Consider the following 23,780-nt stretch of genomic DNA (forward strand, 5'->3'; position numbering starts at 1 on the left):
CTCTTCTCCCGGAGCCCTGCATGCATACCGTCCTTCGTCGCGCCCTCCTCACGGTCAGCGGCCTCGTCCTCGGCGCCGCCACCCTCGCCGGCATCGCCGCCGCAGGCTTCGCCACGACCATGGCTCACGACTTCTCCGCGCTCGAACCCCCGCACCCGCCGACCGCGGCGAGCACGACCAAAACGGCGCAGGGCGACCGGATCAAGGTGGCGGTCCTGCTGGGGCGACACGGAACCGTCGCTACCGATGCGATGGGCCCGTACGGGGTCTTCGCAGCCTCGGAACGGTTCGACGTCCGCACGGTCTCCTCGTCCCGCGCACCGGTCGCACTGTCCGGCGGGCTCACCGTCGTGCCGGATGCCGCGTACGAGGACTACGCCTCGGGGCGGCTCACCCTTCCGGATCTGGTTGTCGTCCCGGCGATCAGCGATCCTGCTGCGACCGAGGAAGCCGACCTTCGGGCCTTTATCGAGACCGCGCACGCCTCGGACCGCACGGTGATGGGGGTATGCGCCGGCGCCCGAGTGCTCGTCGAGACCGCCGTACTCGACGGACGCAGGGCCACCTCGTTCTGGTCCGACCTCGACGACATGAGGGCGACTCATCCGGAGACGACCTGGATCAGCGGCCAGCGCTGGGTCGAGGACGGAAACGTCCTCACCACCGCCGGAGTGAGCTCCGGCATCGCCGCGAGCCTGCACGTCGTACAGCGGCTCGCCGGCACCGCAGAGGCCGTGCGCATCGCCGATGACGTCCGATATCCCCACTGGCAGCCCGAGGGCGGAACCGACATTCCCGTGAACACCGTCTCACCGGCCGACTACCCGTACGTGCTCGGCGCCACGCTCCCCTGGGGGCAACCGCGCTACGGCCTCGGCCTCACTCCCGGCGTCGACGAGATCGACGTCGCCGCCGCCGCCGAGCTGTACGGCGGCGCCGCGTTCACCGCCCACGTCATCCCTGTCGCCGAGACGGGCGAGGTCACCACCCGCCACGGGATGACACTGCTCGCCACCCCGATCACCGACGCCGGTCCCATCGACCGCCTCGTCATCCCCGGCGTCACGTCGTCACAGCTCACCCAGGCCGCACCCGGAGTGCCCGTGTTCGTTCCCGCCGCGACCGCGAATGGCGGCAACACCAGCTTCGATCCGGTGCTTGCCGACATCGCCCGTACGGAAGGGCGCTCCGTCGCCACGACCGCAGCCAAGTACATCGAGTACCCGCTCCCGGCGCTGCCCGCCGGCGGCGGGTTCCCGACCCGTATCTCCGTGCTCGCGATCCTCGCGCTCCTCGTGAGCGCGGCCGTCGGACTCCTCCCTGTGGCGATCGGCCGGATGCGGCGGCGTCAGGCGGGACGCGCTCGAACCGTGACGGACGACGGGGACCTGGCGTCGACTCCCTAGGCTTCCGCGTGTGGACCGGGCAGCACCGTCACCGACAGCTCCAGACCCTGCGCACCCCCGAGCACCACCGCCTGACGATTCGCCTGCGTGCGCACGGCGGACCAGGGCTCCTCCCCCGTGCCCGGCTTCGGGATGGACTCCGGGTAGTCGCTGCTGCTAGCAGGGCAGGCGAGCAATCAACCGCTCAAGTGATGACCCGACCGCAGAAGACAACGCCTCGCGGTGCGAGGGGTACCCCTCGAGTGAATCCGACACGCCCGCGATTCGATGTCCCTCCATGAGCCGGTATGCTGGGCGGCATGGAACTCAGTGAGGTCGACAGACACTAGCCGCCGAGCTGTCGGCGGCGCCTCCGGTTGCACGCGCTCCTGTGCGCGGACGATGAGGCCTGCCTGTTCCTGAGGGACTCCTGTTCGCCTGTCTTGGCGCCGATGATCAGTCCTGCTCTGCTGGCACGCTCGACCTCACCTGATCACGGTTCGTCGCGCCTGGCCATCCGACCTCATCGCATCTGTTGATGTGGTCGTCGCGCACCCAGGCGGGTCCGCTCGATGACAGCCTCTGCAGCGCGTGTACTCGCGCGCCCGCGCAGCCCTTGGCGCGCCACTCCGTGATCCGGTAGCCCGGCCCGCCCACCCGGCGGCATCCGACCCGTACCGGAAAGACATCATGCAGCACCGAAAATCTCGTTCTCGCACCCTTCACCACCGCGCGCACTGGAAGGCGCAGGCCCCCGCGCTCACCACCTGCACCAATCCCGAGTGCGGTCGAATTACGCCCCCTCATCGCGCTTGCCAGCGCTGCGGCTTCTACCGCGGACGACTGGTCCAGCCCCGACGCGATGAGAGCTCATGAACAGCGCCCTGACCGCCCGTAGCCGATGGATGCAGATCAGAGAGCACTTCGCGCAGTCGGGCGAACCCGCATTCCGATTCCGCCAGCTCCTCATGGCCTGGCAGCAGTCGACAGCGGAGACCTTCGCCGATGTCGCGAGCCTGCCCTCCCGGGTGCGCTCCGACCTCACCACGCGGTTCGGACCACACCTGCATCCGCTCTCGGTGCTCGACGTCCAGCGCGACGATCATGTCGAGAAGGTGCTGTTCGCCTCCGACAGCGGGGCGCGCATCGAGACGGTGGTCTCGCATTACCGGGCTGGGTGGGATTCGATGTGCATCTCCTCGCAAGCCGGCTGCGGACTGGGCTGCACATTCTGCGCCACAGGAGCGATCGGCTTGCTCCGCAACCTCACCGCCGATGAGATCGTCGCCCAGGTGATGCACCCGCAGTGGACGCGATCGGGGGCGCCTCGCCCGGCCAGCGTGGCGTTCATGGGCATGGGAGAGGCCCTCGCCAATCCCCAGATCTTCGACGCTCTCACTCTGCTCACGAACGCCGAGTACGCAGGGATGGCAGCACGACGTATCACCGTCTCTACGGTCGGATTCGCACCCAACCTCGAACGACTCGTCCAGGAGCACCCTCAGGTGAATATCACGCTGTCGGTGCACTCGCCGTTCCCGCAAGAGCGAGCACGGATCATTCCTCTGGAGGAACGTTTCTCGCTGGAACGAAATCTCAGCGTCCTCGATGAGCACGTCGCGCGCACCCGGCGGAAGGTGTATCTCGCCTATCTGCTGATTGCCGGCGTCAATGACCGCCATGACGACCTCCGAACCCTCGCCGACCTGGTCCTGACTCGCTCACGGCCGGATCTGTTTCATGTGAGCGTGATTCGTTACAACGAAGCTGCAGGTCTCACCGCGAACTATCGAGCACCATCTTCAGCCCGCGTCGATGACTTCGTGCGCGGCCTCCAGACTCGAGGCGTCCGCGCGACGCGACGACGCCAACTCGGCACGGCCATCGATGCGGCTTGCGGTCAGCTTCACGCGAAGTACCTGGCATCGCCGCCTCCCGTGGCAGCACCTCAGACATACACCTTGAATCCTTCATCGCCGCAGCGGTGATTCCCGACAACGAAAAGAGACCCGCCATGGCTCCTGCCCCCGCGATCACCCTGCGTGACCTGACCCTCGAATGGCCCGATGGCTCCCTCGCACTGGACAGCATCTCCGGCACCTTCCCCGTCGGGCGCACCGGATTGGTCGGACGCAATGGCGCCGGCAAATCCACGCTGCTGCGACTCATCGCCGGAGAACTGCAGCCGACCAAGGGACGCATCGACGTCGGCGGCGAGATCGGCTATCTGCCGCAGACGCTAACCCTGCGCCGGGACGCCCCCATCGCGGATCTGCTCGGAATCCGCCCTGTCCTCGAAGCGATCGCCGCGATCGAGTCCGGCGACGTGGATGCGCGCCATTTCGACACGATCGGCGACGACTGGGACATCGAGTCCCGCGCCGACGAAGCCCTGCATCAGATCGGCTTCTCCGCCGCCGACCTCGACCGCCGCGTCGCTGAGGTCTCGGGCGGCGAGGCGATGCTCATCGCGATCACCGGACTGCGCGTCCGCCGTACCCCGATCACGCTGCTCGACGAACCCACGAACAACCTCGACCGTGTGACGCGTGCGAAACTGGCCGAGTTCGTGGATCAGTGGCCTGGCACGCTCGTCATCGTCAGCCACGACCTCGAGCTGCTCGAACGCATGGACAGCACGACGGAACTGCACGACGGCGCACTGAGCACCTTCGGCGGCCCGTACAGTGCCTGGCGCGCGCATCAGGAACAAGAACAAGCCGCGGCGGCGCAGGCGGCCCGCGCAGCGCAGCAGGCGCTGAAGGTCGAGAAGCGGCAACGCATCGAGATCGAAACCAAGCTCGCCCGCAGGGAGCGCACTGGCAAGAAGACGCAGAAGGACGGCGGCATCCCGAAGATCCTCGCCGGAAACCGCGCCAGCAAGGCTCAGACCTCCGCCGGCACACTGCGGTCCACGCTCGACGGCAAGGTGCAGTCGGCCCAGGCCGCGGTCGACGCTGCCGATGCGCGCGTACGCGACGAGGAGCATATCCATCTGACGCTCCCCGATCCGGACGTCCCTCGCGGCCGACGGATCGCCGAGCTCGCGGATCACGGTGAGACGATCGTCATCCAGGGTCCGGAACGTGTTGCTCTCGTCGGTCCGAACGGTGCCGGCAAGTCGACCTTGATCGATCAGCTCCTCCACGCCTCGGATCCGGTACCCGGACGCCCGCACGGCCGACTGCTCACCGACCTTGTGGGTTTTCTGCCTCAGCGCCTCGATGCTCTCGATGACCGAGCAAGCGCGATGCAGAATGTGCAAGCCGTCGCGCCGCAGACCCCGTCAGGCACCGTTCGCAATCAGCTCGCTCGCCTGCTGCTGCGTGGCGACAGTGTGGACCGCCCCGTGTGCACGCTCTCCGGCGGTGAGCGCTTCCGCGTCTCTCTCGCTCGGCTCTTGTTCGCCGAGCCGCCCGCACAACTGCTTATCCTTGACGAGCCGACCAACAACCTCGACATCGCGAGCGTGGAGCAGCTCGCCGAGGCGCTCGACGCCTACCGCGGGGCGCTGCTCATCGTCAGCCATGACGCGGCATTCCTCAAGCGGATCGGCATCGACACGATCCTTGAGCTCGGAGCAGACGGGACCATGGTTCAACGTCAGGATCTCGGCGCATAGGCGGTGGCCGACGCGGTTGCTCACGCGGCGACGTCGATCGCCGAATGAGCCGCGCCGGCCGGTTGCGGCGGTTCGGCCCTTGGGCCTGTCACAGGGGTCGAACCGTCGCGGGCGCTTCAGCACCCCCGCAACCGCTATGCGTCCGGCCTGTGGCGTTCTCGGAACTTCGACGCCTTCACGCGGTTGCCGCAGGTCTTCATCGCACACCATTCCCGGCGGTGACCCCGCGACCGATCGAGATACACCTGGGTGCACTCCGGGCGGGCACACTCACGCAGCAAGGCCGCCTCCTCACCACCGACGATCTCGACGGTCTGGCGGGCGAGGGCGGCGAGCCCCTGTCGGATTGTGCCGCCACGACGCACGCGAACCGCAGTGGGATCCAGCCCATCCAGTCGCACCCCGATCGGCACCTCCGCAGCGTGGACGTTGACGATGTCCACCGCATGCGCCGGCAGATTCTCGCCGAGCCTGCGTGCAGTGACCACATCGTAGATCGCCTCCCGCAGTTCGATCGCTGAATCCCGGTCGGAACCGGCAGCGCCCGGTGCCTCGTCGACCAGCCCCGCCTCGATGAACCAGGCATCGAGCATCGCATCGCTGTCGAGCTTCTCGAGCGGCGCGGCATTGCGCCGCGCCCGCAGAGTGCCCACGAAGTCGAGGGCGGGGGTTCCGCAGGGGAAAGCATGGTTCATGTAACCAGTCTGACAGGTGATCCTCTCCTCAGGGCCACATCTTCAAATAACCCATTTGACAGGTTACGCCGGATCCCACATACTCATAACCAGTCCAACCAGTTACTTTGAATGGAGCCCTCGATGACCACCGTCCGCTTCCAGCTGACCTCCGCCCTTCCCGCCACGCAGGCGTTCGCCGTGCTCACCGACTTCAGCGCGACGCGCGCCGACATCTGGCCGTCCATCGATCTCGATCACCTGCAGGTGCACGACCGTGGCGAGAACTGGGCAGAGGTCACCGAGGGAACGGACGCCGCCTGGGAACGCTCGCGCTACGAGTGGGACACAACGGGAACCCGCGTCGATGTCACCACTCACGACTCCAAGCTGTTCGGAGCGGGCGGCGGCTGGACCTTCCGGCTCACGCCGGTCGCCGACGGCACCCTCGTCGACGTAGAACTGGTGCGCGAACCCCGCAGCGTGAAAGGCAGGATGCTCGCCGCCCTGCTCCCCCTCGTCGGGCCGACCTCGCTCAAGAAGTCCTTCGCGACTGCGCTGCAGGCGCGCTGACCACATCCTTCCGCACACAGCCGCACGAGACAGGAATACGCACTGCCATGGAGCTCACCCTCGAGATCTTCGTCCTCCCCGTCACCGATGTCGACCGCACCAAGGCCTTCTACACCGGGCTCGGATTCCGCCTCGACGCCGACTTCACCACCGACCGCGGCCTGCGCGTGGTCCAGGTCACCCCTCCCGGCGCCGGGACCGCGTCGATCATCTTCGGCGACAAGCTCACCACTGCGACTCCCGGATCCACCCGCGGACTGCACCTGGTCACTCCCGACCTCGCCAACGCGCGCTCCGAGCTCCTGGCCCGCGGCGCCGCCGTCAGCGAGATCTGGCACGACGCCGACGGCGTCTTCCACTGGGCCGGCGACGCTAACCGGGTCACCGGGCCGAGCCCGGACCACGACAGTTATGCGTCGTACGCGTCCTTCGCGGATCCGGACGGCAACGAGTGGATCCTGCAGCAGGTGATCAACCGCCTCCCCGGGCGCTGATCGACGCACCCCACACCGAACCCACGAACGCGAAAGGTCTTCCCGACATGAGCACAATCGACACGACTCCACTCGTTCTCGATCTGCTGCGCGCCGCCGCGACGGCGCACGGCGCATACGAAGCGCAGGATCTCGGCGGCATCTACGACGAGCAATGGCCGGAGTGGTATGCCGCACACATGGTCCGACAGCTCGAGGAGCGCGGCCTGCGGATCGCGCCCGCCGAGGCCCTCACCGACGCACCCCGAGGCGGTGAGCGCGATGGGGCTTCGTGAGGCCGCCGAGACGAGGCGCGCTCTGCGCGTGGACATCGCCGCCGTCGAATCGTACGAGCGTCGCCTGGCACGGTCGCGGAGCGGTCAGATCCAGGAGGCGGAGATCGACTCGTTCGTGGAGCTCAGTCCGTCACAGCTCGGACTGCTGTTCGACCGGCATGAACAGCGGCGTCAGCAATGGCAGCGATCGGTCCGCCGTGCGCGACGGGGTGATCCCGCGTCACGTCAGGTCTTCGCCTGGTTCGGCGTCCCGGCTCTCGCGACCATCGCCGCCTACGGCGCGGCACTCCTCTTGGACAACGTGTGGATGCCCGACGCTGCGAACACGGCGCCCCCCGCATCGGACCCCTCGAGCGTCTCGCAGGCCTACGACCCTGGCGCGTGGGACCTCGGCGGCTACGACCTCGCCGAATAGCGCCCGGCGAGCGGTCCCGCCCGCAAGCCGAGCATCCACATCCTTCGGACGTGAGCCTCCTGACGGACTCGCGCTCACCGCTCCGAGCGACACTCACACGTCCGGTGAGAAACGACGACAGGGTGGAACTTATGAATCCACCCAGACCGTGACCAAACCGTTGCATTCGTTACCCCGCCGTTATACAGTGATCGCACGGTGAAAGTTTGCTGTGGCTCTCACCGCATGTGATTGCAGGACACTCTTGGTGCAAGGGACAAAGGCCGGTCGGGAGCCTCTCCGACCGGCCTTTACTGCGCGCGGCCCCTGTCCGCGCGGGCGGATATCCTGAGGCGATGAGCGACCGGAAGCTGGCCCTGGCCGCGTGGGAGACCCTCTTCCGCGCCCAGCACGAGATCTTCACCGAGATGTCGACCGACTTCGACGGCGCCGAGCTCTCGGCAGCCGAGTACGACGTGCTGCTCACCGTCACCCGCTGCGCATCCCACACGGCGCGCCTGCGCGAGGTCACGGCGAACATGCTGATCAGCCAGCCGAGCGTCTCGCGACTCGTCGACCGGATGGTCGCTCGCGGACTGCTCGAGAAGTGCCCGGATCCGGAGGACGGACGCGGATCCCTCGTGCACGCGACGGAAGCGGGAAGGCGCGCCTTCCGCCAGCTCGCAACCGCGCACGGACGCTCCATCGCCGAGCGCATGTCGACCCTGGACGACGAGGAACTGCGCACGCTGACGACGCTGGCGGAGAAGCTGCGCAAGCGCTGACTTCGATCAAAGATACGAAAGACAGTTGCTTCAACACTCGTTCCGCACAGGCCAAAAGGCAGGCGACTTGTCCACAGATTCGTATATATATTTGAATCTTGTTGTGGCCCGGCGTAGAATCGATGCATGACCGGACATCTCCATCCCCTGCACGAGGCGCTGCAGCGTCTCGATGAGGTGTGGGGTGGCGCCGGTGAGGCGGGTGCGCTCTCGCGCACTCAGCTGATGGCTGTCACGGAGGCACTCGGGCTTCTGCATCGCCGATCCGGCGCGATGCTCGCCGAAGTCGCCGCCTGCGTGGCTCATGAGTCCCGCACCGAGTTGGGCGCGGAGTCGATGGCGAAGGAGCAGGGGTTCCGCAACGCCGCACAGCTGATCGCCACGACGACCGGTGCGACCACGGGCGACGCATCACGACTGGTGAAGGTCGGCGAAGCGACGGCACCGCGCACGAACCTGGTCGGGGAACCGGTGCCGGCGAAGTACCCGGCGGCGCAGCAAGCCCTCTCCTCCGGTGCGCTGAGCGCTCAGACCGTCGCGGTGATCATCGCGCTTCTCGACAGGGTGCGCCTGAAGATCGGATCGACGCGGACGATCGAAGCCGAGCAGCTGCTGGTCGACAGGGCTGCAGGCCTGTCCCACGACGATGTACGTCGGCTGGTCACCCGCGCCGAGGCGTGGCTGGACCCGGATGGCGTCGCCCCGCGCGAACAGGATCAGCGTGACCGCCAGACGCTGTCCCTCTACGAGCGCGACGGCCGGATCCATCTCGACGGCGACTTCGACGCCGCTCACGGGGCCCCGATCGTCGCCGCTGTGAACGGATACGTGTCGGCGCTGTTCGCAGCCCAGAAGGGTCAGCTGGACCCGGACGCGTCCGATGTCGACCATCGCTCCGTCGCGGCGTTGCGCGCTGAGGCGCTCAGCGCGATCTGCGCCCACGCGCTCGGCTGCGAGAACGACGCCCCCGCTCTGGCGGGTGCGACCGTGGTGGTGCGGGTCGACCTGAACGACCTCACCGACGGCACCGGCTACGCCACGATCGACGGATCCGATCTGCCGCTCAGCATCGGCGCCGCCCGACAGCTCGCCGCGAGCGGCGGAGTCATCCCCTGCGTGCTCGGAACGGACAGCGAGGTCCTCGACTACGGCCGGCGACTGCGGTTCTTCACCACCGCACAACGCCTCGCCCTCGCCGAGCGCGACGGAGGCTGCGCGATGTGCGGGCTGCCGCCGTCGATGACCCGAGCCCATCACATCCGCTGGTGGAGACGCGACGCCGGGCCCACGGACCTCGAGAACGGGATCCTGCTCTGCGAGAGCTGCCACCATCGCATCCACGACAACGACTGGGAGATCCGGATCGAAGGCAAGGGCAAGCGCAGCCGGGTCTGGTTCATCCCGCCCCCTCACGTCGATCCCGGCCGCACACCACGGCTCGGGGGCAGAGCACGCTTCGACCTCGCGGCCTGAGGGGGGTCGGGAATCACTCCGCGCCCCAACGGCGCGGCCCACCACCGTTCACGGCTGCTTCATAGGCTCTGGCATAGTCGTTCGTGACGCCCTCACCCAGGGCGACCGGAGAACACAGGAGTGCATATGGACCCCGCCGCCCTCGTCGGGTTGCTCATCATCATCGGCGCCGCGATCGTCGGCGTCGTCATCGTCCTTCTCGTCGTGCTGCTGCTCGCACGCAGCTGGATCAAGGTCGCCCGCGCCGACGAGGCGCTGGTGATCTCGGGCCGCAAGCAGAAGGTGCAGCGCGCCACCCTGCTGCCCGACGGATCCACGAGCTCCGAGATGTCCGAGTCGCCGGTCACCGTCATCGTGAACGGCAAGTCGCTGGTCAACCCGATCACGCAGCGTCACGAGATCATCTCCCTGCGCTCGCGCCAGGTGCTGCTGAACGCCGAGGCGCAGTCGCTCGACAGCGTCACGCTGAACGTCGACGGCGTCGCGATCGTGAAGATCGGATCCGACCCGATCTTCGTGCGCCGCGCCGCCGAGCGCTTCGCCTCCCAGGACAAGGCCATCGAGCAGTTCACCACCGAGCAGCTCGAAGGTGCGCTGCGCGGCATCGTCGCGACCCTCTCGGTCGTGGAGCTCATGCGGGAGCGCAAGAAGTTCTCCGACCAGATCGCCGCGGACGTCTCGCAGGAGCTCGCCGAGCAGGGCCTCATCCTGGACTCGTTCCAGATCAAGGGCATCACCGACAAGGTCGGCTACATCCAGTCGCTCGGCGCGCCGGAGATCCAGGCGAAGCGTCAGGCCGCCGAGATCGCGCAGACCAACGCCGACCGCGCGATCAACCAGAAGTACATCGCCAACCAGGAGGCGAACCTCGTCGAGCAGACCGCGCTCGACACCAACACCGCGAACGCCGCAGCCGGCGTCGGCCGGGCGCGCGCCGAGGCCGAGCAGGCAGAGCAGCTCGCCCGCGCGCAGTCCGAGCAGGCGGTGCTGCAGCAGCAGGCCGAGAACAAGCAGGCCCAGCTCGACGCCGACGTCAAGCGCGTCGCCGACGCCCAGCGCTACGAGGCGGAGACCCGCGCCCAGGCCGAGCTCTACACCCGCGAGCGCGCCGCCGAGGCCGCCGCGATCGAGCAGGTCAAGCAGGCCGAGGCGTCCACCCGGATCGCCGAGCAGCAGGCGCAGTCCGACAAGGCCCGCGCCGACGGTGAGGCGGCCGCTGCGGTCGCCAAGGCCACGGGTGAGGCCACCTCGCTGCGCGCTCAGGCCGACGCGCAGGCCGAGGCCCGCCGCGTGCGTGCCACGGCCGAGGCCGACGCCATCCGCGCCGAGGGTGAGGCCCGGGCCGCCGCCGTCGAGGCCGAGGCGAAGGCCATCGCGTCGAACCAGGAGGCGTTCCTCTCGCAGCGCGTGCTCGAGGTGCTGCCGTCGATCATGGCCGAGTTCGCCAAGGGATACTCCACGATCGGCAATGTGTCGATCATCGGCGGATCCGGCGACGACGGCGCCTCCAGCGTGGTCGGCGGCGACAGCGCCAAGGCCCTGCGCAGCGTGTTCGACAGCGTCCACGCCGCGACGGGGCTCGACCTCGCCGGCATCATCCAGGGCCAGGCGGTCGGCCGCGGCTTCGGAGCGGGCCTCGCCCAGTCCGAGTCGCACCAGCCGACCGCACCGGGGTCCGCGCCCACCACGCGCGCTGCCGCCGCGAAGGAAGCCGCCGAGGCCACGGAGTAGTCCCACCCGACGGACGGCGCTTGGATCCCTCGGGGTCCGGGCGCCGTTCGCGTTTCGCGGCAGACTGGACGGATGACCGCCACGCCCTTCGACCTGCGTTCGATCGGCATGGGGCTGTCCTTCGCCGCCGCGCTCGACGAGGTCGCCACGGCGCTCGACGCCGGAACCGCGGTCGTCATCAGCGCGCCGCCCGGAACCGGCAAGACCACGCTGATCCCTCCCCTCCTCGCCACCCGCGCGCCGGGCCGCGTGATCGTCACGCAGCCGCGCCGCGTCGCGGCCCGTGCGGCCGCACGACGGCTCGCACAGCTCGACGGATCCCCGCTCGGAACCAGGGTCGGCTTCACCGTCCGCGGCGAACACGCCATGAGCCGCGACACCCGCGTCGAGTTCGTGACCGCGGGCGTGCTGCTGCGCCGGATGCTCGACGATCCCGGTCTGGACGGCGTGGATGCCGTGGTCATCGACGAGGTGCACGAACGCGCCCTCGAGACCGACCTCCTGATCGGGCTGCTCGGCGAGGTGCGCGAGCTGCGTGACGATCTGACCCTCGTCACGATGTCGGCCACGCTCGAGGCCGAGCGGATCGCCGCCGTCATCGGCGACGACCACGCGCCGGCTACGATCGTCGAGCACACCGTCCCCGCGTATCCGCTCACCGAGCGCTGGGCGCCGAGCCCCGTGCCGCGGCTGGACGAGCGCGGCGTCACCCGGGGCTTCCTCGACCACGTGGCCCGCACCGCGGCCGAGGCCGCGCGGGATCTCGCCCGCGACGACCCCTGGGCCGACGTACTGGTGTTCGCACCGGGCGCGCGCGAGGTCGCCGAGATCGCGCGCCGCCTGCGCGACGATGAGCGAGGCTTCGACGTCCGGGAACTGCACGGGCAGATCCCGGCCGCGGCGCAGGACGCGGTGATCCGCGGCCGGGACGCGTCCCCAGCGCCGCGCATCATCGTCACCACCTCGCTCGCCGAGTCGTCTCTCACAGTCCCGGGGGTGCGCGTCGTGGTCGACAGCGGCCTGTCCCGGTTCCCGCAGCGCGACGCGGCCCGCGGCATGAGCGGGCTGGTGACCGCCGGCGCCGCCCGCTCCTCCGCCGTGCAGCGGGCCGGCCGTGCCACCCGCCAGGGGCCGGGCACGGTCATCCGCTGCCTCGACGAGCGGACGTACGCGGCTGCGCCCGCCCGGCCCGCCCCGGAGATCGCGACGGCGGACCTCGCCGATGCCGCGCTGCTCCTGGCGTGCTGGGGTGCACCGGGCGGAGCAGGGCTGCGCCTGATCGATCCGCTCCCCGCCGACGCCCTCGCCGAGGCGCAACGCGTGCTGCACGATCTCGGCGCGACGGACGCCGACGGCCGCGCCACCGACGAAGGACGCGCGCTCGCCCGGATCCCGGTCGACCCGCGCCTTGCGCGGGCGCTGATCGACGGCGGCCGCCTCGTGGGCTCCCGGCTGGCCTCCGAGGTCGTCGCTCTGCTCGGCGGAGACCTGCGCGTGCCCGAGGCGGATGTGGCGGCTGCGATCATCACCCTGCGCAACGGCCGCGGACCCGAATCCCGTCGCTGGTCCCGGGAGGCCGACCGCCTGCGGCGCCTCATTCCGCCGCCGCCGTCATCCGCACCGTCCTCCGCGCCGGCGCCGCGGACTCCGTCAGCGGAGACCGGGGGCGACCAGGCGGGACTCGTGATCGCTCTGGCCTTCCCCGCACGTGTGGCCCGTCGGGTCGAACGCACTGCGGACGGGGCGACGTTCCTCCTGGCCTCCGGAACCCGCGCCGGCGTGCGGCCGCCACTGGCGGAGGTGGAGTGGCTGGCCGTCGCCGACGTCGCACGCGCCTCCGGCCGCGTGGCGGGCGCATCAGGAGCCGTCATCCGGGCGGCCGCCGCGATCACCGAGACGCAGGCCGCGCAAGCCGCCGACCACCTGGTCACGGACCGGGTCGAAGCGGAGTTCGCGAACGGCAGGGTCGTCGCCCGCCGCGAACGCCGGATCGGTGCGATCGTGCGCTCATCGGTGCCGATGCGGCCGAGCGTGGAGGAGGGCCGCGACGCGGTGCGGCGCGCCCTGCGCACGCACGGCCTCGACGTCTTCGCCTGGTCCGAGACGGCGGATCAGCTGCGCCGCAGGCTCGCCCTGCTGCACCACGCGATCGGATCCGGATGGCCCGACGTCTCGGACGCCGCCCTGACCGCCGCCCTCGACGACTGGCTCGGCCCGGAGATCGACGCACTCGCGACCGGAACCCCGACGGCGCGGATCGACCTCGGCCCGGCGCTGCGCCGGCTGCTGCCCTGGCCCGCCGCCGCGGAGTTCGACGCGCTCGCACCCGAGCGCCTGGAGGTGCCGAGCGGATCACGGATCCGGATCGAGTATCCACCCCACGACGACCCCGCCGCCCGCCCCGTGGTCGCGGTGAAGCTGCAGGAGTGCTTCGGCTGGGCCGAGACTCCGCGGCTCGCCGGCGGACGTGTCCCGGTGCTGTTCCACCTGCTCTCCCCCGCCGGGCGCCCGCTCGCCGTGACCGGCGACCTCGCGTCGTTCTGGTCGGGGCCCTATGCCCAGGTGCGGGCCGAGATGCGCGGGCGCTACCCGAAGCATCCCTGGCCGGAGGACCCCTGGCAGGCCGCGCCGACCCGGCACACGAAGAACCGCGCCGCGCGCGACTAGGACGTGCGCCGGCGCAGCGTGAGCGGCGCGAGCACGAGGAACGCCACAGCGAAGCCGGCCACGATCAGCACCGGACGCCACAGGTCCCAATCCCCGGTGCCCGCGGTCACGGCCTGGATCGCGTCGATCGCATGGCTGAGCGGCAGCCTGTCGGAGATCGTGTAGAGCACGTCGGGCATCTTGTCCCGCGGCATGAACAGGCCGCCGAGGATGATCTGCGGGAACACCAGCACCGGCATGAACTGCACGGCCTGGAACTCGGTCTGCGCGAACGCGCTCGCGAGCAGTCCGAGCGAGGTGCCCAGCAGCGCGTCCACGACCGCGACGAGCCCGAGCTGCCAGAGCGGCCCGTCCACGGTGAGCCCGCACACGTACACCGCGAACGCGACCGTGACGACGGCCTGCAGCACCGCCATCAGCCCGAACGCGAGTGCGTAGCCGAGCACGAAGTCGGCCTTGCCGAGCGGGGTCGTCATGAGCCGCTCGAGCGTGCCCGAACGCCGCTCGCGCAGGGTCGTGATCGAGCTCACGAGGAACATCACGATGAAAGGGAAAAGGCCGAGGATCGCTCCGCCGAACGTGTCGAACACGCCCTTGGTGTCGGTGAAGAGCCAGGCGAAGAGGCCCACCAGCAGGCTCGGCGCGACCACCATGAGCGCGATCGAGCGCGGGTCGTGACGGAGCTGCGCGAGCACCCGGCCCGCCGTCGCGAACAGCCGGCGCGGGTTCATGATGCCGCCGCCTCACGCTGCTGCCGACGGGTATGCGGCTGCGCACCGCTCTCCGCGGCCTCGTCCCGGGCGATGAGCACGAGGAACGCCTGCTCGGGATCCGTCTTGCCCGTGTCCGCCAGCAGCTCGGCCGGCGTCGTGTCGGACACGATCCGCCCCTCGCGCATGAGCAGCAGCCGGTCGCAGCGCAGCGCCTCGTCCATCACGTGGCTGGAGACGATCATCGTGGTGCCGGCCTCCGCGATCCGGCGGAACAGGTCCCACAGCTCCGCGCGCAGCACCGGGTCGAGCCCGACGGTCGGCTCATCGAGCACCACGAGCTCGGGCGAGCCCAGCAGCGCGACCCCGAGCGACACCCGGTTCGCCTGTCCGCCGCTGAGTGCGGAGACCCGCTGCCCGGCGTACGGGGTCAGCCCGACCTGCTCCATGACACGGTCGGCGTCGGCATGGTCGACCCCGAGCACCGCGGCGAAGTAGCGCAGGTTCTGCCGCACCGTGAGGTCGGAGTACACGGCGGCGCCTTGCGTGCCGTAGGCGACCCTGTGGCGCAGGGCGCCGGATCCCGCGGGCAGCCCCAGCACCTCGACCTTCCCCGAGCGGATCCGCTGCACGCCCACGATCGCGCGCATGAGCGTCGTCTTGCCGCAGCCCGACGGGCCGAGCAGCCCCGTCACCTCGCCGCGGGGAATCGTCAGCGCGAGGCCGTCGAACACGTCGTGCCGGCCGCGCCGCACGTGCAGCCCGTCGATCACCACCGCGTTATTCATCATGTGATGAATTATGGATCCGGGAGGGGCGAGGGTCAAGGGTCTACGGTCGTTGCGCGCACCGACACGTGCCTCCCCCGGGGTCGTTGAGCGAGCACCGAGCGCAGCGAGGAGCGAGACGAAACGCGGCGCCCCGCACGATCGCCCCGTTTCGTCTCGGTCGCCTGCGGCGTCCTCGCTCAACGACCCCAGCCCGAGGCGGGGCGCAAGGCCGAGTCAGTCGAACAGGTAGCGCTGGATCGTCGGCCCGATGCGCACGACGAGCTCGTCGATCGGGGCATCGGCGATGGGCTGCAGCCTCACCACGTACCGCGTCACGATCAGCCCGGCCATCTGAGAGGCGACGAGCGTGGCCCGCAGCGCGGCATCGGGCACCTCGAGAAGCGCCGTGATCCGGCCGATCAGCTCACGCGAGAGGAAGCCGACCAGCACGGGCGACATCGCCTTGGATCCGAGCGCGACGCGGATCATCGTCACTCCGCGCCGGCGCACGTCCGGGCGCTCGAACGCCTCCAGCACATAGTGCACCACGCGCTCGCCGACCTCGTCGCGGGGCCCCTGCACGATCGCCGGCACGTCCACATCGGGGCGCAGCGGGATGCCGACGACCTCCGCGAACAGATCCGCCTTGGCGCCGAAGTAGTGGTGCACCAGCGCGGAGTCCACCTCCGCGCGCGCTGCGATCGCGCGGATCGTGGCGCCGTCGTAGCCGTTCTCGCCGAACTCGTGCTCCGCGGCGACGACGATCCGCTCCCGGGATCCGGACTCCCCTCTGGGGCGCCCGCGGCGACGCGTCGTGCTCATCTGCTCACCCTACGACGGGTGCGCACAGGGCGCGCACCGGGGCTCAGAACTCGGCTCAGCACTCGATGACGTTCACCGCGAGGCCGCCCTCGCTCGTCTCCTTGTACTTGGTCGACATGTCCAGGCCGGTCTGCCGCATGGTCTCGACGACGGCGTCCAGCGAGACGTAGTGCTGGCCGTCGCCGCGCAGCGCGAGCCGGGCCGCGGTCACGGCCGTGGAGGCGGCGATCGCGTTGCGCTCGATGCACGGGATCTGCACGAGCCCGCCGATCGGGTCGCAGGTGAGCCCGAGGTGGTGCTCCATGGCGATCTCGGCGGCGTTCTCGATCTGCCGGTTCGTGCCGCCCATCACGGCGGTCAGCCCGCCCGCGGCCATGGCGCACGCGGATCCGACCTCGGCCTGGCAGCCGCCCTCGGCGCCGGAGATCGACGCGTTCGCCTTGAACAGGGATCCGAGCGCGGTCGCGGTCAGCAGGAATCGGCGGATGCCGCGACGACGGTTGGCCTCCGCGAGCTCTTCGGGATCCTCGAGCGCACCGACCGCGACGAGCGAGGCCTCCGCGCCGAAGCCGAGCAGGGCGCTGCCGACCAGCTCCCCGTACGGGGTGACCGCATTGCCCGCGCCGAGTCCGGAGTCGGCGAGGAAGCGCCACCAGTACATCGCCACGGCGGGCAGGATCCCGGCGGCGCCGTTCGTGGGCGCGGTGACCACGCGTCCGCCCGCGGCGTTCTCCTCGTTCACGGCGAGCGCGAATGCGCCCAGCCACTCGCCGGGAACGGCGGGGTGCCCGTCGGACTCGACCTCGTCCAGCTGCTCCCGGATCGCACCGGCGCGACGCTTGACCTTGAGGATGCCGGGCAGCGTGCCCTCGGCGTGCAGGCCCGCGTCGACGCAGGCGGCCATCGCGTTCCAGATCGCGTCGAGCCCGGCCGCGACCTCCTCCTCGCTGCGCAGTGCGGTCTCGTTGCGCCGCGCGAGCTCGGCGATGGTCAGCCCGTTCTCGTCGCACAGCTCGAGCAGCGAGGCGGCGTCCTTGTACGCGAAGGGGAAGGCGGCCTTGCCCAGGGAGCGTCCTGCCTCCTCGCCGTCACGGCGGATGAACCCGCCGCCGATCGAGTAGTAGGTCTCCTGCGCGAGATGGATCCCGTCCGCGTCGAGGGCGCGCAGCGTCATCGCATTGGGGTGGCCGGGCAGGCGCGTGCGCGGCTCGAAGGTGATGTCGTCCTTGGCGAACACGATGTCGTGCGTGCCGTTCAGCGCGAGTGAGGATCCGTCGGTCCAATCGGCCCAGGCGCGGCGCACGTCCGCGGGATCGCAGGTCTCGGGAGTGAGGCCGCGCAGGCCCGCGACGACCGCGTCGGGCGTGCCGTGACCGAGGCCGGTCGCGCCGAGGGATCCGTACAGCGAGCAGGTGACGCGGGCCACCTGGTCCAGCGTGCCGTCCGCGGCGAGCCGGGCGGCGAAGTCGACGCCGGCACGCATCGGGCCCACCGTGTGGGAGCTCGAAGGTCCTACACCGATGGAGAACAGATCGAAGGCCGAGACGTACGCAGTCACCCCTCCAGCGTAATCCGCGCGGAGGCTCCCGGATCCGCGTCCGGTGACGGCAACGCCGTTCACACGGCGGGCAGCGTCACCACGAACGTCGCGCCGGGGCCCGGTCCGATCGCGACGACACCGCCGTGGGCTTCGACCACGGCACGTGCGATCGCCATGCCGAGACCGGTGCCTCCGCCCTCCCGCGAACGCGAGGTCTCGCCGCGGGCGAAGCGCTCGAACACGCTCTCTCGCACCGCAGCGGGCAGGCCGGGTCCGTCGTCGGAGACCGTGAGGCGCACGGATCCGACCTCGTGCCCGGTCCGCACCTCATCCAGCCGCACGTGCACGGTCGTTCCGGCCGGAGTGTGCACCCGGGCGTTGCCGAGGAGGTTGTCGACCACACGGCGCAGATCCGCCGCGTCGCCGCGCACGAGCGCGGGATCCTCGCCGAGCTCCATCACCCATGCGTGGTCAGGGCCCGCGAGGCGGGCCGCGAGCACGGCCTCGGCGACGAGGAGCCGCAGATCGATCTCGTCGCGCGCCAGCTCGGGCAGCGCGTCGAGGCGCGCCAGCACGAGCAGCTGATCGATGAGCGCCCCCATCCGCACGCCCTCGACATCGATGAGCGCCGCGTTGCCGCGGACCTCCCGCTCCTCGGCGTCGGATCGGCTCGAGAGCTGGGCGTAGGCGCGGATCGTCGCGAGCGGGGTGCGCAGTTCGTGGCTGGCGTCGGCGACGAAGCGCCGCATGGTCGACTCACTCGCCTCGCGCTGCGCGAGGGCGTTCTCGACGTGGTCGAGCATGTCGTTCAGAGCGGCGCCGACCTGGCCGACCTCGGCGGTCGAGGCGATGTCGCGCGCCTCGACGCGCTCGGCGAGCCGCACCTCTCCCCGATCGAGCGGCACCGCCGTGACCGCGGCGGCCGTGTGCGCGACGCGGCGCAGCGGGCGCAGCGCCCGGCCCATCGCGACCGCCGCGGCCGCGATCGCCAGAACGATGCAGGCGATGCCCACCAGTGCCACCACGAGTGTCAGCCGCCCTGTCACGGCGGTGACCGACTCCAGCGGCAGGGCCGTGACCACGCCCACGCCGGTCGGCGTCGTGCGCCCGGCGACCCGGTACGCGCCGAGGGAGCCGCCGAGGTCGAGGGTGACCGGTGCCGTGCGATCCGCGGATCCGGTGGGGAGGCGCGTCGCCAGGAGCGTCTTCTGCGCGGCGGTGAGGTCGTGCCGCACACCGTCGGATGCGATCCAGCCGCCGATCTCGAACGTGCCGTCGCGGAAGATCGCCGTGATCGTGCCGGCGGACTGGCCGGGGGCGCCGACCACGTCGTCGCGGTTGGGGCGCGTGGCCGGCGGCGTCGGCGCCGGGGTGGGTCCCGGGGTGTTCTGAGGCGTCGAGCCGGGCGTCGAACCCGGTCCCCGACCCCCGGCGATGTCCGCCCCGCGCGCGGCCGCGCCGTTCAGGCGGGCATCGACCTGACCCAGCATGTAGTCGTGCAGCGACAGCACCGCGACCACGCCGACGACGATGCTCACCGCCGCGACCAGGGCCGAGGCGATGAGCACCACCTGAAGGCGGAGGCTGCGAGGGCGTCTCATGCGCCTCCCCCGGCTCCGGAACCGGAACCGGAACCGTCGACCGGGACCGTACCGCCGCCCGCACCGTCCGCGACGCGCAGCACGTAGCCGACCAGCCGCACGGTCTCCAGGTTCAGCACCGTCGATGCGGAGAGCTTTCGGCGCAGGCTCGACACGTAGACCTCGACGAGGTTCGACTCGGTGCCGAAGTCGTACCCCCAGACCGCCTCGAGGATCTGAGCCCGCCGCAGCACCCGCCCGGCGTTGTTGGCGAGCAGGAGCAGCAGCTCGAACTCGGTGGGCGTCAGCTCGAGCGGCGATCCGGCGAGCTCGGCCGTCGACTCGCCCTTGTCCACCGCGAGGTCGCCGACCCGCAGCTGCGATTCGGCGGGCCGGGCGATCGCCGCGGCGCTGCGGGCCAGCACCCGTACTCTCGCCTGCAGCTCGGCGATCGCGAAGGGCTTGGTGAGGTAGTCGTCGCCACCGGCGCGGAGCCCTGCGATGCGGTCGTCGTGGCTGTCCAGCGCCGTGAGGAACAGCACCCTGATCTCGGGCCGGATCGCACGGATCCGCTCGAGGGTGTCGAGCCCGTCGATGTCGGGCATCATGATGTCGAGCACGACCACGTCGGGCTGGAACTCGCGCACCGCGATGAGGGCGCTCCGGCCGCGGTGCTCGATCCGCACCTCCCAGCCATCGGCTCCCAGGGACTCGCCCACCGCCGCGGCGAGCGCCTGCTCGTCGTCGACCACGAGCGCCCGTGCCGGCGATCCGTCTGCCCGCACCACCGGCGGCAGTCCGAGCGGCATCGACGTCGCGGCGGATCCGGACTCGGTCGTGGCATCGGCCATGATCTGCTCCCCTCGCCCCTGCCGGTTCAATTCTGCGCCGTCAGGTCGTAGACCGTCACGCCGTCGACGGTCTTCGCCGTGAAGTTCGCCTCGACCCACTGCTGGATCTGGGCGGACGCGTCGCCGCCACCGTTCGATCCTCCCATCCGCCCGCCGGCGATGAAGTAGTGGATCCGTCCCGCCGTGACGTAGGCCTGGAACTGGGCGAGCGTCGGCGAGGGATCGCTGCCGTTGAATCCGCCGATCGGCATCACGGCCGCCCCCGTGCCCAGCTGGTAGCCGGCTGCGGTCTGCGAGCCGATCGCCGCGGCGGCCCAGGTGTAGGCCGACGCGTCGGCCGTGAGGAGCGTCTTCATGGCGGAGCCGACCGTGGAGGCCTCGAGCAGACCGCCCGCGCCACCCATGCCACGCCCCGCGCCGCCCGCGCCACCCTGGGTTCCCGTGCCGCCCGTCTGCCCGCCGGTCTGGCCTCCGGTCTGCCCTCCAGGGAAGCCGCCGGTTCCCCCGGGTGCGCCACCGCCGAAGCCGCCGTTGCGGCCGGGGGTCCCGCCGGCGAAACCGCGCCCGCCGAATCCGCCCATGCCGCCCTGCACCGTCGGCCCCGCCGTCACGATGGAGCCGGAGTGCGCCGCACCGACCGTCTCGAGCGTGTACGCGGCGGGCGCAAGGAGCGCGCCCACGAGCAGGGCGGACAGCGTCGACGCGGTGAGGATCCGCGACCGCGGCGGAAGGAGCACGAGCGCGGCGCCGGCGAGCGAGACGACCAGCACCACGACCTTGAGCCACGGCAGCCAGGAGACCGCCCGGTCCAGCAGCACCCAGGCCCAGCCGGCCGTGACGACCGCCGACACCGCGAGCAGGATGCGCACCCACAGCCGCTCCCGCTGCCGGAACAGGACAGCACCGGATGCTCCGACGAGCCCGGCGAGCGGGGCCGCGAGCGCGACCGTGTAGTAGGCGTGGAAGATCCCCGCCATGAAGCTGAATGCGAGCATCGTGACGATGAGCCAGCTCGCGAGAGCGACGATCAGAACACGGCGAGGATCCCGCCGCGGCGCCCGGCCGATGAGTACGAGCGCGCCGACGCAGAGGATCAGGGCGGCGGGGATCAGCCAGGAGATCTGACCCCCGATCTCGTTCTCGAACAGGCGGAACAGGCCTGTGGATCCCCACATCCCCGCTCCGCCGCCGGCAGCCGCACCGCCGCCCCCGGTGACGCTGCCGGTCTCGTTCCCGGTGAGCCGGCCCAGGCCGTTGTAGCCGAAGGTGAGTTCGAGGAAGCTGTTCGTCTGCGAGCCGCCGATGTAGGGCCGGGTAGACGCCGGCACGAGCTCGACCACGGCGACCCACCAGCCGGCCGAGACGATCACCGCGCCCAGCGCAGCGAGCAGATGCCAGAGCCGCTTCAGGATCGGAGCCCCCGCGAAGGCGGCGTACAAGCCGGCGAGCACGGGCAGCACGAGGAAGGCCTGCAGCTGCTTGGTGAGGAAGCCGAAGCCGACGGCGACCCCGGCGAGGAGCAGCCAGCGCAACTGCCCGCGGTCGATCGCGCGCAGCGTCAGCGCCACCGACGCCGTCAGCAGCAGGAGCAGCAGCGCATCCGGGTTGTTGAACCGGAACATCAGCGCGGCGACCGGTGTCAGCGCGAACACTGCCGTCGAGACCAGCGCGGCGGCCGCACCGAACCGGCGCCGCACGGTGAACAGGATGATCGCGGCCGTGGCGACGCCCATGAGCGCCTCCGGCACGAGGATGCTCCACGAGCTGAGCCCGAAGATCCTCGCCGACAGCTCCATCACCCACAGGCTCGCCGGCGGCTTGTCCACCGTGATGGAGTTGCCGGCGTCGCTGGAGCCGTAGAAGAACGCGACCCAGTTCTGCGTGCCGGCCTGCACGGCGGCGGAGTAGAACGCGTTGGCCCATCCGCTCGCGGCGAGGTTCCAGATGTACAGGATCCCTGTGAGCAGGAGCGCGCCGGCGAAGGCGGGTGCCTCCCAGCGGGCGCGCGGGATCGCGTCTGCGGTGGAGATCGCGGCGACCGGATCCGGTCCGGCCGGCGGGTGGGCGGTCAGGGCGGGCGCGACGGCCACGGATGCGTTCATGATCGGTTCGCCTCCTGAGCGAGCGTGGTGAGATGGTGGCGGGTGGACAGCGGTTCGACGGGCTCGGCGGGCGCGGGCTCCCCCCGTCCGCGCACGGCATCGCGGAACACCCAGATCTTCAGCAGCGCGAACCGCAGCAGTGTCGCGACGAGGTTCGCGACGGTGAGGACGCCGACCTCGGCGAGGGCTCCCGGACGCGGATCCGCCGTGTGCAGGAGGACGAGGGATCCGCTCGTGAGCGCCCACGCCATCCCGAACACCGCGAGACCCTGCAGATGATGCGTCGTGGCGCCCGCTCTGCCGCGGATGCCGAAGGTGAAGCGGCGGTTGGCGGCCGTGTTGGCGACCGCGGTGACGAGCAGTGCCAGGAAGTTCGCGGTCTGCGCCGGCATCACGACCTGGAGCACCAGATAGACCAGCGCATACGCGATCGTGGAGAGCACCCCGATGACGCCGAAGCGCACGACCTGCGCGATCAAGGGGGTCCGCGGCTGGGCGAACGGGTGGCGCCCGATGTCGCGATAAAGGTCGTCGACGGGGATCCGTCCGCGCGCGAGGCCCGTGCCGACGCGGACCATGCCCTTCAGATCGGCGGCCGCGGTCGCGACGATGTCGACCGAGCTGTGCGGATCGTCGACCCAGTCGACGGGCACCTCGTGGATGCGCAGCCCCGCGCGCTCCGCGAGGATCAGCAGCTCGGTGTCGAAGAACCACCCGGTGTCCTCGACATGCGGCAGCAGGCGGCGGGCCACGTCGGCGCGGATCGCCTTGAACCCGCACTGCGCGTCGCTGAACCTCACTCCGAACGTGCCGCGCAGCAGCGCGTTGTAGGAACGCGAGACGAACTCGCGCTTGCCCCCGCGCACGATGCGCGAGGTGCTCGCCAGGCGGGATCCGATCGCGAGGTCGGAATGACCGCTGAGCAGCGGGGCGACCAGCGGCTGCAGCGCGCGCAGATCGGTGGACAGGTCCTCGTCGAGGTAGGCGAGCACCCGGGCCGGCGACGTCGACCAGGCCGCCTTGAGCGCACGGCCCCGCCCCTTCTCCGCCAGGTGCACCACCACCACGTGGTCGAGCCGGGCGGCCAGCTCATCGGCGATCGCCGCGGTGCCGTCGGTGCTGGCGTTGTCGGCGATCGTGATCCGCCAGGAGCCCGGCGCCTCGGCGCTGAGGTGCTCGTGCAGCAGCGCGATGCTCTGCGCAAGCGTCTCCTGCTCGTCGTGCACGGGGACGACGACGTCGAGGTCGAGGTCGAGAGTCGGATCCTGGGTCATGGGATCCATGCTCGGCGGCGCCCCGGGACGGGCGCTTTGGCACCGCTATGCGATGGCT

21 protein-coding genes are annotated in these 23,780 nt (G+C 70.6%); 12 read left to right on the top strand and 9 right to left on the bottom strand.

The features are described from left to right. Positions 1-20 precede the first annotated feature (20 nt). The 4 genes from LXM50_RS14480 (at position 21) to LXM50_RS14495 (ending at position 5,007) form a co-directional block, all read left to right on the top strand. Positions 21-1,406, top strand: a complete 1,386-nt coding sequence (locus LXM50_RS14480) for a DJ-1/PfpI family protein (RefSeq protein ID WP_233312158.1) — start codon at positions 21-23, stop codon at positions 1,404-1,406. 669 nt (positions 1,407-2,075) lie between these two features. Continuing rightward, a complete protein-coding gene (gene rpmF / locus LXM50_RS14485) occupies positions 2,076-2,261 on the top strand; it encodes a 50S ribosomal protein L32 (protein WP_233312298.1) in 186 nt (61 codons plus the stop codon). Continuing rightward, positions 2,258-3,373 (top strand): radical SAM protein, encoded by a 1,116-nt coding sequence (locus LXM50_RS14490; RefSeq protein ID WP_233312159.1) that lies wholly within the window; start codon positions 2,258-2,260, stop codon positions 3,371-3,373. Before rpmF ends, LXM50_RS14490 begins: the two co-directional genes overlap by 4 nt. Positions 3,374-3,399: 26 nt before the next feature. Continuing rightward, on the top strand, positions 3,400-5,007 hold the full coding sequence (locus LXM50_RS14495; protein ID WP_233312161.1) for an ABC-F family ATP-binding cassette domain-containing protein: 1,608 nt from the start codon (positions 3,400-3,402) through the stop codon (positions 5,005-5,007). A gap of 134 nt (positions 5,008-5,141) precedes the next feature. Here the strand turns inward: LXM50_RS14495 and LXM50_RS14500 are convergent, their stop codons facing one another. Beyond that, complete coding sequence (locus LXM50_RS14500; RefSeq protein ID WP_233312163.1) at positions 5,142-5,702, bottom strand: ABATE domain-containing protein; 561 nt, start codon at positions 5,700-5,702, stop codon at positions 5,142-5,144. 123 nt (positions 5,703-5,825) lie between these two features. Between LXM50_RS14500 and LXM50_RS14505 the strand changes: the two genes are divergently transcribed. From LXM50_RS14505 to hrpB, 8 genes are all read left to right on the top strand, one after another. Beyond that, positions 5,826-6,254, top strand: a complete 429-nt coding sequence (locus LXM50_RS14505) for a hypothetical protein (protein WP_233312164.1) — start codon at positions 5,826-5,828, stop codon at positions 6,252-6,254. A gap of 47 nt (positions 6,255-6,301) precedes the next feature. Next, on the top strand, positions 6,302-6,748 hold the full coding sequence (locus LXM50_RS14510; RefSeq protein ID WP_233312165.1) for a VOC family protein: 447 nt from the start codon (positions 6,302-6,304) through the stop codon (positions 6,746-6,748). 47 nt (positions 6,749-6,795) lie between these two features. Further along, positions 6,796-7,023: a hypothetical protein gene (locus LXM50_RS14515; protein ID WP_233312166.1), complete on the top strand. Its 228-nt coding sequence runs from the start codon at positions 6,796-6,798 to the stop codon at positions 7,021-7,023. Further along, entirely contained in the window at positions 7,010-7,438 is a 429-nt protein-coding gene (locus tag LXM50_RS14520) for a hypothetical protein (protein WP_233312168.1), read from the top strand. The genes LXM50_RS14515 and LXM50_RS14520 overlap by 14 nt, the downstream gene beginning before the upstream one ends. Before the next feature lie 335 nt (positions 7,439-7,773). Then, positions 7,774-8,202: a MarR family winged helix-turn-helix transcriptional regulator gene (locus tag LXM50_RS14525; RefSeq protein ID WP_233312169.1), complete on the top strand. Its 429-nt coding sequence runs from the start codon at positions 7,774-7,776 to the stop codon at positions 8,200-8,202. Positions 8,203-8,328: 126 nt separating this feature from the next. Continuing rightward, complete coding sequence (locus LXM50_RS14530; RefSeq protein WP_233312171.1) at positions 8,329-9,675, top strand: HNH endonuclease signature motif containing protein; 1,347 nt, start codon at positions 8,329-8,331, stop codon at positions 9,673-9,675. Positions 9,676-9,801: 126 nt separating this feature from the next. Continuing rightward, entirely contained in the window at positions 9,802-11,406 is a 1,605-nt protein-coding gene (locus tag LXM50_RS14535; protein ID WP_233312173.1) for an SPFH domain-containing protein, read from the top strand. Positions 11,407-11,478: 72 nt separating this feature from the next. Then, the gene (gene hrpB, locus LXM50_RS14540; RefSeq protein WP_233312174.1) at positions 11,479-14,073 is read left to right on the top strand and encodes an ATP-dependent helicase HrpB; all 2,595 of its coding nucleotides are present in this window, start codon (positions 11,479-11,481) and stop codon (positions 14,071-14,073) included. Here hrpB and LXM50_RS14545 read toward each other — a convergent pair. From LXM50_RS14545 to LXM50_RS14580, 8 genes are all read right to left on the bottom strand, one after another. Continuing rightward, positions 14,070-14,804, bottom strand: a complete 735-nt coding sequence (locus tag LXM50_RS14545) for an ABC transporter permease (protein ID WP_233312176.1) — start codon at positions 14,802-14,804, stop codon at positions 14,070-14,072. The two genes, hrpB and LXM50_RS14545, sit on opposite strands and share 4 nt — an antisense overlap. Next, positions 14,801-15,574 carry an ABC transporter ATP-binding protein gene (locus LXM50_RS14550; RefSeq protein ID WP_233312177.1) on the bottom strand — a complete coding sequence of 258 codons (774 nt, stop codon included), beginning with the start codon at positions 15,572-15,574 and terminating at the stop codon, positions 14,801-14,803. The genes LXM50_RS14545 and LXM50_RS14550 overlap by 4 nt, the downstream gene beginning before the upstream one ends. 213 nt (positions 15,575-15,787) lie before the next feature. Beyond that, a complete protein-coding gene (locus LXM50_RS14555) occupies positions 15,788-16,375 on the bottom strand; it encodes a TetR family transcriptional regulator (RefSeq protein ID WP_233312179.1) in 588 nt (195 codons plus the stop codon). A gap of 55 nt (positions 16,376-16,430) precedes the next feature. After that, positions 16,431-17,933, bottom strand: a complete 1,503-nt coding sequence (locus tag LXM50_RS14560) for an L-serine ammonia-lyase, iron-sulfur-dependent, subunit alpha (protein WP_233312181.1) — start codon at positions 17,931-17,933, stop codon at positions 16,431-16,433. Between the two features lie 59 nt (positions 17,934-17,992). Continuing rightward, entirely contained in the window at positions 17,993-19,516 is a 1,524-nt protein-coding gene (locus LXM50_RS14565) for a cell wall metabolism sensor histidine kinase WalK (RefSeq protein ID WP_233312182.1), read from the bottom strand. Then, on the bottom strand, positions 19,513-20,346 hold the full coding sequence (locus LXM50_RS14570; RefSeq protein WP_233312184.1) for a response regulator transcription factor: 834 nt from the start codon (positions 20,344-20,346) through the stop codon (positions 19,513-19,515). The genes LXM50_RS14565 and LXM50_RS14570 overlap by 4 nt, the downstream gene beginning before the upstream one ends. 26 nt (positions 20,347-20,372) lie before the next feature. Next, complete coding sequence (locus LXM50_RS14575) at positions 20,373-22,448, bottom strand: glycosyltransferase family 39 protein (protein WP_233312185.1); 2,076 nt, start codon at positions 22,446-22,448, stop codon at positions 20,373-20,375. Then, positions 22,445-23,722 carry a bifunctional glycosyltransferase family 2/GtrA family protein gene (locus LXM50_RS14580; protein WP_233312186.1) on the bottom strand — a complete coding sequence of 426 codons (1,278 nt, stop codon included), beginning with the start codon at positions 23,720-23,722 and terminating at the stop codon, positions 22,445-22,447. Before LXM50_RS14580 ends, LXM50_RS14575 begins: the two co-directional genes overlap by 4 nt. Between the last annotated feature and the right edge of the window lie 58 nt (positions 23,723-23,780).

Origin of the sequence: Microbacterium sp. Au-Mic1, from assembly GCF_021341785.1 — a bacterium.
GTDB lineage: Bacteria > Actinomycetota > Actinomycetes > Actinomycetales > Microbacteriaceae > Microbacterium.

What these genes read in the sequence shown, in the direction of transcription:
- LXM50_RS14530 (WP_233312171.1), top strand. Translation starts at nt 8,329, where the DNA reads ATGACCGGACATCTCCATCCCCTGCACGAGGCGCTGCAGCGTCTCGAT.
- LXM50_RS14490 (WP_233312159.1), top strand. Translation starts at nt 2,258, where the DNA reads ATGAACAGCGCCCTGACCGCCCGTAGCCGATGGATGCAGATCAGAGAG.
- LXM50_RS14505 (WP_233312164.1), top strand. Translation starts at nt 5,826, where the DNA reads ATGACCACCGTCCGCTTCCAGCTGACCTCCGCCCTTCCCGCCACGCAG.
- LXM50_RS14480 (WP_233312158.1), top strand. Translation starts at nt 21, where the DNA reads ATGCATACCGTCCTTCGTCGCGCCCTCCTCACGGTCAGCGGCCTCGTC.
- LXM50_RS14565 (WP_233312182.1), bottom strand. Translation starts at nt 19,516, where the DNA reads ATGAGACGCCCTCGCAGCCTCCGCCTTCAGGTGGTGCTCATCGCCTCG.
- LXM50_RS14570 (WP_233312184.1), bottom strand. Translation starts at nt 20,346, where the DNA reads ATGGCCGATGCCACGACCGAGTCCGGATCCGCCGCGACGTCGATGCCG.
- LXM50_RS14500 (WP_233312163.1), bottom strand. Translation starts at nt 5,702, where the DNA reads ATGAACCATGCTTTCCCCTGCGGAACCCCCGCCCTCGACTTCGTGGGC.
- LXM50_RS14555 (WP_233312179.1), bottom strand. Translation starts at nt 16,375, where the DNA reads ATGAGCACGACGCGTCGCCGCGGGCGCCCCAGAGGGGAGTCCGGATCC.
- LXM50_RS14495 (WP_233312161.1), top strand. Translation starts at nt 3,400, where the DNA reads ATGGCTCCTGCCCCCGCGATCACCCTGCGTGACCTGACCCTCGAATGG.
- LXM50_RS14510 (WP_233312165.1), top strand. Translation starts at nt 6,302, where the DNA reads ATGGAGCTCACCCTCGAGATCTTCGTCCTCCCCGTCACCGATGTCGAC.
- LXM50_RS14525 (WP_233312169.1), top strand. Translation starts at nt 7,774, where the DNA reads ATGAGCGACCGGAAGCTGGCCCTGGCCGCGTGGGAGACCCTCTTCCGC.
- LXM50_RS14550 (WP_233312177.1), bottom strand. Translation starts at nt 15,574, where the DNA reads ATGATGAATAACGCGGTGGTGATCGACGGGCTGCACGTGCGGCGCGGC.
- LXM50_RS14535 (WP_233312173.1), top strand. Translation starts at nt 9,802, where the DNA reads ATGGACCCCGCCGCCCTCGTCGGGTTGCTCATCATCATCGGCGCCGCG.
- LXM50_RS14515 (WP_233312166.1), top strand. Translation starts at nt 6,796, where the DNA reads ATGAGCACAATCGACACGACTCCACTCGTTCTCGATCTGCTGCGCGCC.
- LXM50_RS14580 (WP_233312186.1), bottom strand. Translation starts at nt 23,722, where the DNA reads ATGACCCAGGATCCGACTCTCGACCTCGACCTCGACGTCGTCGTCCCC.
- hrpB (WP_233312174.1), top strand. Translation starts at nt 11,479, where the DNA reads ATGACCGCCACGCCCTTCGACCTGCGTTCGATCGGCATGGGGCTGTCC.
- rpmF (WP_233312298.1), top strand. Translation starts at nt 2,076, where the DNA reads ATGCAGCACCGAAAATCTCGTTCTCGCACCCTTCACCACCGCGCGCAC.
- LXM50_RS14520 (WP_233312168.1), top strand. Translation starts at nt 7,010, where the DNA reads ATGGGGCTTCGTGAGGCCGCCGAGACGAGGCGCGCTCTGCGCGTGGAC.
- LXM50_RS14545 (WP_233312176.1), bottom strand. Translation starts at nt 14,804, where the DNA reads ATGAACCCGCGCCGGCTGTTCGCGACGGCGGGCCGGGTGCTCGCGCAG.
- LXM50_RS14575 (WP_233312185.1), bottom strand. Translation starts at nt 22,448, where the DNA reads ATGAACGCATCCGTGGCCGTCGCGCCCGCCCTGACCGCCCACCCGCCG.